The following is a 12,301-nucleotide window of genomic DNA, read 5'->3' on the forward strand; positions in this document are numbered from 1 at the left end:
AGGCTCCTGGAACAGCGTGGAGAGAGAACTGACGTTGACGATGCTGGTTAATGTAGAGCCGTCGCCGTGTCGGATAAATGCGCAACACACCGCTTCACTGTTTCCGAGGCGCCAACAATGTCCCGAGAATGACAGGGGACAGGGCCGCAGAACCTTTCAGACCTACGGGTATCTACTGAACCCCAACTAGAAGCAAGAAGGAAGCCAATGGACCAGATCCAGGCGATGCGAACGTTCACGCGCGTCGTGGAAGCAGGCAGTTTCACCAAGGCGGCAGAGTCGCTGGATGTGCCCAAGGGCACGGTCACCAAGCAGATCCAGGCCTTGGAGACGCGGCTGCGCGTGCGGCTGCTGAACCGCACGACGCGCCGCGTGACGGTCACGCCCGACGGCGCGGCCTACTACGAACGCACGCTGCGGCTGCTCTCGGACCTGGACGACATCGAGGCCAGCATGAGCAATGCCCAGGCCCGGCCCAGCGGCCGGCTGCGCGTGGACATCGGCGCCTCGGTGGCGCGGCTGCTCGTGATCCCCGCGCTGCAGGGCTTCTTCGAGCGCTACCCCGACATCCAACTCGACCTGGGCGTGAGCGACCGGCCGGTGGACCTGATCGCCGACAACGTGGACTGCGTGATCCGCGGCGGCGAGCTGACCGAGCAGTCGCTGGTGGCGCGGCGCATCGGCAACATCGACTTCGTGACCGTGGCCTCGCCGGCCTACCTGGCGCGCCACGGCACGCCCGCGCATCCGACCGAACTGGAGGCGAACCACACCATGGTCAGCTTCTTCTCCTCGCGCACGGGCCGCCAGTACAACCACTACTTCGAGTGCAACGGCGAGAGCCATGAGATCACGGGCCGCTACCAGTTGGCCGTGAACGAGAGCAATGCGTTGTCGGAGGCCGCGCTGGCCGGCCTGGGCATCGTGGCGCTGACGCGCTTCGACGTGAAGCCGCACCTGGAAAGCGGCGCACTGCTGCAGATCCTGCCGGAGTGGAAGCGCCGCACCCTGCCCTTCTACGTGGTCTACCCGCCCAACCGCCACCTCTCGGCCAAGGTGCGCGCCTTCGTCGACTGGGCGGCCGAGCTGTTCGCCAAAAACCCTTACATGCAGGTCCGCTGACAGGAGCGCGCGTTCCCGCTACAGTCGCGCCCCCACCGCACCCGCGGGCACCCCAACAGCACAGGAAAGACGAATGGACCAGATCCAGTCCATGCGCATGTTCACGCGCGTCGTCGAGGCTGGCAGCTTCACCAAGGCGGCCGAGTCGCTCGACATTCCCAAGGGCACCGTCACCAAGCAGATCCAATACCTGGAGGCGCGGCTGCGCGTCAAGCTGCTCAACCGCACCACGCGCCGCGTGACCGTCACGCCGGACGGCGCGGCCTACTACGAGCGCACCGTGCGCCTGTTGTCGGACTTCGACGACATCGAGGCCAGCATGAGCAACGCCCAATCCCGCCCGAGCGGACGGCTGCGCGTGGACATCGGCGCCTCGGTCGCGCGGCTGCTCGTGATCCCGCAGCTGCACAGCTTCTTCGAGCGCTTTCCCGACATCCAGCTGGACCTCGGGGTCAGCGACCGGCCGGTGGACCTGATCGCCGACAACGTGGACTGCGTGATCCGCGGCGGCGAGCTGACCGAGCAGTCGCTGGTGGCACGGCGCATCGGCGGCGTCGAACTCATCACCGTGGCGACGCCGGACTACCTGGCCCGGCACGGCACGCCGGCCCATCCGAACGAGCTGGAAAAGGGACACCGGCTCATCAACTACTTCTCCTCGCGCACCGGGCGGCAGTTTCCGCACCTGTTCCAGCAGGGCGACGAGCACCTGGAGATCCTGGGTGCCTACCAGCTCGCGGTCAACGAAAGCAATGCGCTGACCACGGCCGTGCTGGCCGGCCTGGGCATCACGCAGGTGGCGCGCTTCGGCCTGCAGCACCATCTGGACAGCGGCGCGCTGGTGCGCGTGCTGCCCGACTGGGGCCACCCGCCCATCCCGCTGCACGTGGTCTACCCGCCCAACCGCCACCTGTCGGCCAAGGTGCGCGCCTTCGTGGACTGGGCGACCGAGTTGTTCGCCAAGACGCCCTACCTCCAGGCGCGCTGAGGGTCCTGGACAAAACGTCTACATCTGGACAAAATATCCAGATGCCGACCACCAAGACGTCCAGAACCGCTGCCCAGCGCGCCCTGCTGGGCCAGCTCGAACACATCGCCCAGGGCCTGGGCGACACCTTCGCGCCGTTCTGCGAGGTCGTGGTGCACGACCTGCTGGACCCGCAGCATGCGATCGCCGCGATCCACAACAACCTGTCGGGCCGCGCCGTCGGCGACCCGGCCACCGAGCTGGGCCTGGCCCGCATCGCCGACCCGGCCTACGCGCCGGTGCTGTCCAACTACGCCAACCGTTTCGCCGACGGGCGCCAGGCCAAGAGCACCTCGATCGGCATCAAGGACGCGGACGGCCGCTACGTCGCGGCGCTGTGCCTGAATGTCGATCTCACGCTGTTCAAGAGCCTGCAGAGCGCCATGGGCCAGTTCGTGCAGGTCGACGCCCAGGCCACGCCACCCGAATCGCTGGACCCGGCCGGTGCCGACGCGATCCGCGCGCGCATCGACCGCTACGCCGCCGCGCGCGCGAGCACGCCGCGTGCGCTCAAGGCCGACGAGCGCCGCGCGCTGCTCGCCGAACTCAAGGCCGAAGGCCTGCTGCAGCTGCGCCATGCCATGCAGACCGTGGCCGCCCATCTGGGCGTCTCGCGCGCCACGGTGTACAGCGATGCGCGGTGAAGCCCGTTTGCGCCTGCTGGACGGGCCGACCGTCGCGGCGCTGCTGGAGCCGCAGGCCGTGCGCGCGGCCGTGGAGCAGGCCTTCGCGCTGCACAGCCGGGGCGAGGGCCGCACCTTCCCCGTGGTGCGCGAGCCGCTGGAGCAGGGCGTGTTCGGCATCAAGTCCGGCGCGGTGCCCAGGCAGGCGCTGCTGGGCTACAAGGCCGCCGGCTTCTGGCCGGGCAACCGCGGCCAGGGCGGCGAACCGCACCAGGCCACCATCGTGCTGCACGACCCGGCCACGGGCCGGCCGCTCAGCGTGATCGATGGCAACGCCATCACCACGGCGCGCACGGCCGCGGCCGGCGCCATCGGCCTGCAGCGCCTGGCGCGGCCCGACAGCCGCACGCTGTGCCTGTTCGGCACCGGCGTGCAGGCACGCGCCCACCTGGCCGAGGCGCTGCGCGTGCTGCCCGCGCTGGAGCAGGTGCGCTACTGCACGCACCGCGGCCAGCCCGACGCAGCCTTCGAGGCCATGTTCGCGGACCGCTGCGCGCTGCAGTTCGCGCCCGATGCCGATGCCGCCGTGGCCGCCAGCGACGTGGTCGTCACGGCCACGCCCGCGAGCGGCCCACTGTTCGGCCTGGACGCCGTGCGCCCCGGCACCCATGTCAACGCCGTGGGCGCCGACACGCGCGGCAAACGCGAACTGCCCGAGGGCCTGCTCGCGCGCGCCCTGCTCGTGGTCGACGACCGCACGCAGGCCCGGGCGCTGGGCGAGGCGCAATGGGCGCCCGACGTGCCGTGCACCGAGATCGGCGCCCTGCCCGCGCTGCCGCGCGCGCCCGATGCCATCACCGTGTTCGACCTGACCGGGCTGGCGCTGCAGGACCTGGCTGTCGCGCGCCTGGTGCTGGCCCGCGCCGAAGCGCAAGGCCTGGGCCTGGACATCGCCTGGCCCTGGTAACCCCTTTCTCCACCCGACCACCGTACCGCCATGAACGACCTGACCCTGCCGACCTACGAAGACGTGGCCGCCGCTGCCCAACGCATCGAAGGCCATGCCCACCGCACGCCCGTGATGACTTCGCGCACGCTCAACGAAGCCATCGGCGCCGAGGTGTTCTTCAAGTGCGAGAACCTGCAGCGCATGGGCGCCTTCAAGTTCCGCGGCGGCTTCAACGCGCTGTCCAGGTTCGACGCGGCCCAGCGCCGCGCCGGCGTCGTGGCCTTCTCCTCGGGCAACCATGCCCAGGCCATCGCGCTGTCGGCCCGCATCCTGGGGATCCCCGCCACCATCGTGATGCCCAGCGACGCGCCGGCCATGAAGGTCGCCGCCACCCAGGGCTACGGCGCCACCGTGGTCAGCTACGACCGCTACACCGAGGACCGCGAGCAGATCGGCCGCGACCTCGCGCAAAAGCACGGCCTCACGCTGATCCCGCCTTACGACCATCCCGACGTGATCGCCGGCCAGGGCACGGCCGCCAAGGAACTCATCGAGGAGGTCGGCCCGCTCGACGCCTTCTACGCGCCGCTGGGCGGCGGCGGCCTGCTGTCGGGCTCGGCGCTGGCGCTGCGCGCGCTGTCGCCCCAAACCCGCATCGTGGGCGTGGAGCCCGAGGCCGGCAACGACGGCCAGCAGTCTTTCCGCAGCGGGAAGATCGTGCACATCGATGTGCCCAAGACCATTGCCGACGGCGCCCAGACCCAGCACCTGGGGAATTACACCTTCGGTGTGATCCGCCGCGACGTGGACGACATCCAGACCGCCAGCGACGCCGAGCTCGTGGACGCCATGGCCTTCGCCGCCGCGCGCATGAAGATCGTCGTCGAGCCGACGGGTTGCCTGGGCCTGGCCGCCGTGCGGCGCGAGGCAAGCGCCCTGCGCGGCCAGCGCATCGGCGTGCTGCTCAGCGGCGGCAACGTGGACCTCGCGCGGCTCTGCGAACTGCTCGGGAAGCAAGCCGCATGAACGCCGCCGACCTTGCGGCGCTGGAGACCCCGCTGCTGCTGCTCGACGAGGCCCGCATGCAGCGCAACATCGCGCGCATGCAGCAGCGCATGGATGCGCTGGGCGTGCGCTTCCGTCCGCACGCCAAGACCAGCAAGTGCGCCGCCGTCGTGCAGCGCCAGATCGCGGCCGGCGCCCAGGGCATCACGGTCTCCACGCTCAAGGAGGCCGAGCAGTTCTTCGCGGCCGGCATCGACGACATCCTCTACGCCGTGGCCATCGTGCCATCCAAGTTCGACCACGCGCTGCGCCTGGTGCGCGCGGGCTGCCGGCTCACGCTGCTGGTCGAGTCGGTCGCGGCGGCCGAGCAGCTGGCCGCGCACGGCCGGGCCAACGGCCACCGCCACCGCGTGCTGATCGAAGTGGACACCGACGGCCACCGCAGCGGCATCCCGCCCGAGGACGCGCGCCTGCTGGCCGTGGCTGCCGCGCTGGTGGACGATGGCGCCGAGCTGGCCGGCGTGCTGACCCATGCCGGCAGTTCCTACAGTCTGAACACGCCCGAGGCCCTGGAGGCCATGGCCGAACAGGAGCGTGCCGGCTGCGTGCGCGCGGCCCAGCGGCTGCGCGCGGCCGGCCACGCCTGCCCCGTGGTCAGCGTAGGCTCCACGCCCACTGCGCTGCACGCGCGCCGGCTGGAGGGCGTGACCGAGGTGCGCGCCGGCGTCTACGTGTTCTTCGACCTCGTGATGGCCGGCATCGGCGTTTGCGGCGTGGACGAGATTGCGTTGTCGGTGCTGGCCACCGTGATCGGCCACCGGCCCGAGGCCGGTTGGGTCATCACCGACGCGGGCTGGATGGCCATGAGCCGCGACCGTGGCACGGCCCGGCAGGCCCAGGACCACGGCTACGGCCTCGTCGCCGACGTCCAGGGCCGGGCCATCGCCGAGCTCAGCTTCGGCGAGGCCAACCAGGAGCATGGCGTGCTGCAGTGGCGCGGCGCGGCGGGCGCCGAGCTCGAGCGACTCTTTCCGCTCGGCAGCCAGCTGCGCATCTATCCCAACCATGCCTGCGCGACCGGGGCGCAGCATCCGGCCTACCAGGTGCTGGCCGCCGACGGCACGCTGGCCTGCTGGCCGCGCTTCAGCGGCTGGTAGCCCCGCCGCAGGCCGGATTGTTCGGGGCGGCCCCACAATGGCGGCTCGACGGGCTGCGCCCCCGCCACGCAAGCGCACCAGAAAGGACCACCATGACCACCGTGCAGATCACCTTGCCCGATCAACTCGCGCAGGAAGCACAGCGTGCCGGCCTGCTGTCGCCAGCGCGGCTGGAGCAGTGGTTGCGCGACCAGTTGGCGGACCAGCGCGTGGAGGAGCTCTTCTCGGCCATGGACCGCATGGCCGGTGTCGATGAACCCGCAGCGATGGCCCCCGAGGATCTGGCCCGGGAGATCGCCACCATGCGCGCGGAGCGACGCACCGACAACGCGCATTGACCAGGCCATGCCATGCGGCTGGTCCTGGACACCAATGTGGTCGCCTCCGCGATCCTCTGGGGCGGCACACCGCGCCAGGTGCTGCAGGCCGCGCGGGACAAGCGCGTGCGGCTGTTCACCAGCACGGCGCTGCTGGCAGAACTCACCGACATCCTTGGGCGGCGCAAGTTCGATCGCAAGATCGCCGCATCCGGCTTGACCGTCGACCAGATCGTGGACGGCTACGTGGCGCTGGCGACGCCTATGCGGCCCGCGCCGACACCGCGCATCGCGCCCGACCCGGACGATGATGTGGTCGTGGGCACCGCACTGGCCGCCCGGGCGGATGGCATCGTCACCGGCGACAAGGCCTTGCTGTCGGTCGCTGCGTACCAGGGCGTCCGGATCATCGGTGTGGCCGAGGCCGTGCAGCTGATCGGCGCCGTTTGAAGCAGCCGCGGCGGCGCCGCTCAAAACACCGACAAGCCGGTCCGCCCCACGAACATCTCCAGCGCCTGCCGCCCCAGGGCCGAGTTGCCCGTCGCGTCCAGCGCGGGCGACCAGACCACCAGCGTGAGCCGGTCCGGCACCACGGCCACGATGCCGCCGCCCACGCCGCTCTTGCAGGGCAGGCCGATGCGGTAGGCGAACTCGCCGGCCGCGTCGTAGGTGCCGCAGGTCAGCATCAGCGCGTTGATGCGGCGCGTCTGGCGCTCGGTGCAGACGGCGCGCCCGGCCCACAGCGGGTGGTGGCCGTCGCGGCTCAGGTAGGCCGCAGCGCGCGCCAGCTGCAGGCAGCTCATGCGCAGCGCGCACTGGTGGAAGTACAGGTCCAGCACCTCTTCGACCGGGTTGTCGAGCTTGCCGAAGCTCTTCATGAAGTTGGCCAGCGCGAGGTTGCGGAAACCCGTGGCGGCTTCGGAAGCCGCTACCTCTTCGTCGAAGGCGACCGGTTCGCCCGCCAGCGCCGCCATGAGCGCCAGCAGCTCGGCCTTGGCCCGGCCGCCGAACAGCGTGACCAGCCGGTCGGCCACGGCGATGGCGCCGGCATTGATGAAGGGGTTGCGCGGCCGGCCCTGCTCGAACTCCAGCTGCACCAGCGAGTTGAAGGCCGTGCCCGAAGGCTCGCGGCCGATGCGCTCCCACAGCGTCTCGCCCAGGTGCTGCATTGCCAGGGTCAAGGTGAACACCTTGGAGATGCTCTGGATCGAGAACGGCAGCGCGCCATCGCCGGCCACGGCCTCCTGGCCATCGGCCGTGACCAGCGCCATGCCGAAGTGCCGCGCGTCGATGCGGGCCAGTGCCGGGATGTAGCTGGCGACCTGGCCTTCGGCGCCACGGAACTCGGCCAGCGCTGCCAGGATCCCGTCCAGCACGGGCTGCAGCGGCGGGCAGGCGCTCACTTGTCTTCGTCGTCGCGCAACTCGTAGAGGCCGGGGCGGTCGGTCTGCACGAAGACGGGCTGCTCTTCCTCGTTGACGCGGGGGCCGATGGCCATGTTGTCGTCGGCCAGCGCGCTGAGCACGGCCGTGCCGTTGGCCAGGGCATCGCCGTAGGTGGCGCAGCTCTCTTCGGCCGCCAGCAGCACCTCGAAGGGCTCGTCCTCCGCGAACCGCTCCAGGACGACCCAGCGGTATTCACCGCTGCGGTACTCCTGGACCGTCAGGGCCAGGGATCTGAGTGCGGGCAAAGGCATGGAACGGGCTCCGTCGCTTGCGCGGTGGGTGAACGCGGCTGGTGTGGGTGGCCGGATGCTAGCAAGCGCGGGGCCGCGCTGCGCCCGGGCGATGAAAAAAAGATGGGGGCGCAGGGGTCTCAGCGCAAGGGCTTGAGCAGGTGGCGCAGCCCGTTGTGGTCGATCTCCAGCATCAGCGCCAGCAGGCGGCCGAGCTCGCCCTTGGGAAAGCCTTCGCGCGCGAACCAGGCCAGGTAGTTGCCGGGCAGGTCCGCGATCACGCGGCCCTTGTAGCGGCCATAGGGCATGGCGAGTGTGGTCAGGCGTTGCAGATCTTCGGGAGTCATGGGGCGTGTCGCGGGCCGGCGCAGGCGGAACCTTACAGCGCCCCGGCGCAAAGGCACACAGACGCTGGGGCCTTGCGCGCGCCGGGCTCCCCGGCGCGCGTGGCTATAGTGTTTTTCGAACTTCCATGCCGAACTCCGCGAACACCGCGCCGCCGCCCCACCTCGCCGAGCAGGCCGGCCCGCGACCGCCGGCGCCCTGGCTGCGCGACGCGCTGCAACGCTGGCAGCCCTGGGTGATCGGTGCCACCGCGGCCCTGCTGATCCTGCTGGTGGGCATCGCCTTGCACGGCCTGCTGCGCGAGGTGCGCTACGCCGAGATCATGCACGCCGTGCACGGCACGCCGCCGCTGCAGGTGCTGCTGGGCCTGGCCTTCACGGCCGCGAGCTACCTCGCACTGTCGGGCTACGACGCCTCGGCACTGGCCTACGCCCAGGCCAAGGTGGCGCGCGGCATGCTGCTGCTGACGTCCTTCGTGGCCTATGCGCTGGGCAACACCATCGGCCTGGGCACGCTGACCGGCGGCGCCGTGCGCATGCGCCTGTTCGCGGCCGCCGGCGTGGAACCGGCCAAGATCGCCCAGGTCGTGGCCTTCAACGCGAGCGCCTTCCTGCTCGGCATGTCGGTGTTCGGTGCGCTTGCACTGTTGTGGGGCGCGCCCGACGTGGCGCGGTTGCTGCACCTTCCGGCCGGGGTGCTGCGCGGGGCGGCCGCCGCGCTGCTGGCCGGCGTGGCCGCGCTGCTGTGGCTGTGCGGGCGCCAGCGCGTGCTGTGCATCGCGCGCCGCTGGACATTGCGCCTTCCGCCGCTGGGCCTGGCCCTGCGCCAGCTGGCGATCTCGGCTGTGGAACTGGGTGCCTCGGCGCTGGCGCTCTGGGTGCTGCTGCCCGCATCGGACCTGCCGCTGCCCACCTTCCTGGCCTTCTACGCCATCGCCATCAGCGCCAGCCTGCTGAGCCATGTGCCGGGCGGCATCGGCGTGTTCGAGGCCGTGATGCTGCTGGCCAGCGGCCCCTACCTGCCGACCGAGACCATGCTGGGCGCGCTGCTGCTGTACCGCGCGCTGTACTACGTGTTGCCGCTGGTGCTGGCCACGGCGCTGCTGGCCGGCTTCGAGCTGCGCGCCGGCGTGGGTGCCCAGGTCGGCCGCGCGGCCGCGCGGCTGGGCCCGCGCCTGCTGGCCGCACTGACGCTGGTGGCCGGCCTGTGGCTGCTGGTCTCGGGCGTCACGCCGTTCACCGAGGACAGCCAGCTGCTGCTGGAATCGCTGAACGTGCCGCTGCCGCTGGTGGAGACCGCGCACTTTCTGGGCAGCGTGGCGGGCCTGGGCCTGCTGCTGGTCGCGCGCGGGCTCCTGCACCGGCTCGACGCAGCCTGGTGGGCGGCGCTGGCGCTGTCCGTCGTGGCCGGGCTGCTGGCCCTGCCCAAGGGCATCGCCTGGGGCGAGGCCGCGCTGCTCTGCACGCTGGCACTGCTGCTGGTGCTTTCGCGCCGGCAGTTCGACCGGCCCTCCTCGCTGTTCGCGCAGCGGCTGGAGCCGGGCTGGCTGCTGGCCGTGGGCGGCGTGCTGGCGGCCTGCGTCTGGATCCTGTTCTTCGCCTACCAGGAGGTGGCCTACAGCAACCGGCTGTGGTGGCAGTTCGAGCTCGATGCACAGGCGCCGCGCTCGCTGCGCGCGCTGCTGGGTGTGGCCCTGGGCGCGCTGGCCATCGGCCTGTGGCAGCTGATGCGCCCGCCGGCCGGCGCCGTGGCGCCGCCCACGCGCGAGGAGATCGAGCGCGCCGCCGCCATCGTGCGCGCCAGCCCCAGCGCGGCCGGCTGCTTCGCGCTGGTCGGCGACAAGAACCTGATGTTCTCGCCTTCGGGCAAGAGCTTCATCATGTACGGCAAGCAGGGCCGCTCCTGGGTCGCACTGTTCGGACCCATCGGCGAGCGCCGGGAGTGGGCCGACCTGGTCTGGCGCTTCATCGAGCATGCCAACGCGCATGGCGGGCGGCCGGCCTTCTACCAGGTGCGCCCGTCCATGCTGCCGCTGTTCCTGGACTGCGGGCTGCAGGCCTTCAAGCTCGGCGAGTACGCCCATGTGCCGCTGCCCGAGTTCAACCTCAAGGGCGCCAAGCGCGCCAACCTGCGCTCGGGCGTGAACCGCGGCGAGCGCGAGGGCCTGGTGTTCGAGGTGGTGCCGGCCGAGGGCGTGCCGCCGCTGCTGGCCGAGTTGCGCGCCGTCTCCGACGCCTGGCTGCGCAAGCAGAGTGCGCGCGAGAAGAACTTCTCCGTCGGCCGCTTCGACGAGGCCTACCTGGCCCGCCTGCCCGTGGCCGTGGTGCGGCGCGAGGGCCGGATCATCGCCTTCGCCAACCTGCTGGTCACAGGCCAGAAGGAAGAGGCCAGCATCGACCTCATGCGCTATGTGCCCGACGCCCCGCCCGGCACCATGGACTACCTGTTCGCCAAGACCATGCTGCACCTGCAGGCCGAGGGCTACCAGCGCTTCGGCCTGGGCATGGCGCCCATGGCCGGCATGGCCGAGCGCCGGCAGGCGCCACGCTGGCAGCGCATCGGGCGGCTGCTGTTCGAGCATGGCGAGCGCTTCTACAACTTCCGCGGCCTGCACAGCTTCAAGGACAAGTTCGAGCCCGTGTGGGACGCGCGCTACCTGGCCGCGCCGGGCGGGCTGGAGCCCGTGCTGGTGCTGGCCGATGTCGCCACGCTGATCGGCGGTGGCGTGAAAGGCGTGGTCTCCAAATGAAAACGGCACTGGCGCTCGCGCTGTCGCTCGCTACCGGCGCAGCCGGCGCCCAGACCCTACCGCCCGTGCAGAGCATCACGCATGGCCTGTTCGAGCGCGTGCAGGTGCATGCGCCCGCCGGGCCGGTGCGCCAGTTCGCCTTGCTGCTGGTCGAGGGCACCGCCGCGTCGCCGCAGGAGCAGGCCATGCGCAGCCGCCTGCTGTCCGGGGGCGCCATGGTGGCCGAAGTGTCCATGGCCGCCTACCAGGCCAAGGTGCGCGCGCAGAAAGAGAAGTGCGGCTACGCGGGCGGCGACTTCGAGAACCTCGCGCGCCACATCCAGGCCATGCGCAAGCTGCCGGCCTACTTCGAGAGCACCGTGGTCGGCGCGGGCGACTACGCGGCCTACGCCTGGGGCCTGGTCGCGCAGGCGCCCGCCGGCTCCTTCGGCGCGCTGCTGACCGCGGGCTTTTGCCCGCGGCTCGTGGTGCAGCCGCCGCTGTGTGCGGTCAACCAACTCAGCTGGCGCGTGGCGGGCCAGGGACCGGCCGTGGACATGGCGCCCGTGGCCCTCGGCATCCCGTGGATGGCGGCGCCCGGCACCGCCCCGGCCGCCTGCGATGCGGGCGCGGCCCAGGCCTTCGTCGCCCAGGTGCCGCAGGCGCAGGTGCAACCCAGCTTCGAGGCGGCCGCGGCCGCCCTCGCCGCGAAGCGCCCGGCGCTCGAGGCGGCGCCCGCCCAACTGGCCGACCTCCCCGTGGTCGAGGTGCCCAGCAAGGCGCCCGGAACACGCTTCGCGGTGCTGCTGTCGGGCGATGGCGGATGGGCCGGCATCGACAAGGACATCGCCGCCGAACTCGCGCGCCAGGGCGTGCCCGTGGCCGGCTTCGACTCGCTGCGCTACTTCTGGAGCAAGCGCACGCCCGAGGGCCTCGCGGCCGACCTGGACCGGCTGGTGCGCTACTACGCCGCGCGCTGGCAGCGCAGCGAGGTGATCCTGATCGGCTTCTCCCAAGGCGCCGACGTGCTGCCCTTCGCGCTGAACCGCCTGCCCGAGCGCACGCGTGCGGCGGTGCGCCTGTCGGTGCTGCTGGCCCCCGCCGAGAAGGCCTCGTTCGAGTTCCACGTCAGCAACTGGCTGGGCCCCAGCGGCGACAAGCCCGTGCTGCCCGAGGCGCAGAAGCTGCAGGCCGCGCGCACGCTGTGCGTGCACGGCAGCGAGGAGAAACGCTCGCTGTGCCCGCAGCTCTCGCCCGCGCAGGCCCAGGTGGTCACGATCAAGGGCAACCACCACTTCGACGGCGATTACGTGGGCCTGGCGCACCGCATCCTGCGCGCGGCCGGGCCCTGAC

At 71.4% G+C, this 12,301-nt stretch carries 13 protein-coding genes; 10 read left to right on the forward strand and 3 right to left on the reverse strand.

What is annotated here, in order from left to right:
- Positions 1–207 precede the first annotated feature (207 nt).
- From IE209_RS07660 to IE209_RS07695, 8 genes are all read left to right on the forward strand, one after another.
- Positions 208–1,122: a LysR family transcriptional regulator gene (locus IE209_RS07660; protein ID WP_189686357.1), complete on the forward strand. Its 915-nt coding sequence runs from the start codon at positions 208–210 to the stop codon at positions 1,120–1,122.
- A 73-nt stretch (positions 1,123–1,195) separates the two neighbouring features.
- Positions 1,196–2,110 carry a LysR family transcriptional regulator gene (locus IE209_RS07665; protein ID WP_189686358.1) on the forward strand — a complete coding sequence of 305 codons (915 nt, stop codon included), beginning with the start codon at positions 1,196–1,198 and terminating at the stop codon, positions 2,108–2,110.
- Between the two features lie 41 nt (positions 2,111–2,151).
- Positions 2,152–2,793, forward strand: coding sequence for a helix-turn-helix transcriptional regulator (locus tag IE209_RS07670; RefSeq protein ID WP_189686359.1), 642 nt, complete (start codon positions 2,152–2,154; stop codon positions 2,791–2,793).
- Positions 2,783–3,739, forward strand: a complete 957-nt coding sequence (locus IE209_RS07675) for an ornithine cyclodeaminase family protein (RefSeq protein WP_189686360.1) — start codon at positions 2,783–2,785, stop codon at positions 3,737–3,739. Before IE209_RS07670 ends, IE209_RS07675 begins: the two co-directional genes overlap by 11 nt.
- Before the next feature lie 30 nt (positions 3,740–3,769).
- Positions 3,770–4,747 carry a threo-3-hydroxy-L-aspartate ammonia-lyase gene (locus IE209_RS07680; RefSeq protein ID WP_189686361.1) on the forward strand — a complete coding sequence of 326 codons (978 nt, stop codon included), beginning with the start codon at positions 3,770–3,772 and terminating at the stop codon, positions 4,745–4,747.
- Complete coding sequence (locus IE209_RS07685; protein WP_189686362.1) at positions 4,744–5,883, forward strand: alanine racemase; 1,140 nt, start codon at positions 4,744–4,746, stop codon at positions 5,881–5,883. The genes IE209_RS07680 and IE209_RS07685 overlap by 4 nt, the downstream gene beginning before the upstream one ends.
- Positions 5,884–5,975: 92 nt before the next feature.
- Positions 5,976–6,221 carry a hypothetical protein gene (locus IE209_RS07690; RefSeq protein ID WP_189686363.1) on the forward strand — a complete coding sequence of 82 codons (246 nt, stop codon included), beginning with the start codon at positions 5,976–5,978 and terminating at the stop codon, positions 6,219–6,221.
- 12 nt (positions 6,222–6,233) lie between these two features.
- A complete protein-coding gene (locus IE209_RS07695; RefSeq protein ID WP_189686364.1) occupies positions 6,234–6,650 on the forward strand; it encodes a putative toxin-antitoxin system toxin component, PIN family in 417 nt (138 codons plus the stop codon).
- A 20-nt stretch (positions 6,651–6,670) separates the two neighbouring features.
- Here the strand turns inward: IE209_RS07695 and IE209_RS07700 are convergent, their stop codons facing one another.
- From IE209_RS07700 to IE209_RS07710, 3 genes are all read right to left on the reverse strand, one after another.
- Positions 6,671–7,603 (reverse strand): glutaminase, encoded by a 933-nt coding sequence (locus IE209_RS07700; protein WP_229882727.1) that lies wholly within the window; start codon positions 7,601–7,603, stop codon positions 6,671–6,673.
- Entirely contained in the window at positions 7,600–7,896 is a 297-nt protein-coding gene (locus tag IE209_RS07705; RefSeq protein ID WP_189686365.1) for a hypothetical protein, read from the reverse strand. The genes IE209_RS07700 and IE209_RS07705 overlap by 4 nt, the downstream gene beginning before the upstream one ends.
- 119 nt (positions 7,897–8,015) lie before the next feature.
- On the reverse strand, positions 8,016–8,222 hold the full coding sequence (locus tag IE209_RS07710) for a DUF3820 family protein (protein WP_189686366.1): 207 nt from the start codon (positions 8,220–8,222) through the stop codon (positions 8,016–8,018).
- A 125-nt stretch (positions 8,223–8,347) separates the two neighbouring features.
- On the opposite strand from IE209_RS07710, the gene mprF reads away from it, so the two are divergent.
- Together mprF and IE209_RS07720 are read left to right on the forward strand one after the other, a co-directional pair.
- Complete coding sequence (gene mprF / locus IE209_RS07715) at positions 8,348–10,969, forward strand: bifunctional lysylphosphatidylglycerol flippase/synthetase MprF (RefSeq protein WP_189686367.1); 2,622 nt, start codon at positions 8,348–8,350, stop codon at positions 10,967–10,969.
- The gene (locus IE209_RS07720; RefSeq protein WP_189686368.1) at positions 10,966–12,300 is read left to right on the forward strand and encodes a virulence factor family protein; all 1,335 of its coding nucleotides are present in this window, start codon (positions 10,966–10,968) and stop codon (positions 12,298–12,300) included. Before mprF ends, IE209_RS07720 begins: the two co-directional genes overlap by 4 nt.
- Position 12,301: the final 1 nt, after the last annotated feature.

The sequence above is a fragment of the Pseudorhodoferax aquiterrae genome, assembly GCF_014652235.1.
Taxonomy (GTDB): Bacteria; Pseudomonadota; Gammaproteobacteria; order Burkholderiales; family Burkholderiaceae_C; genus Pseudorhodoferax; species Pseudorhodoferax aquiterrae.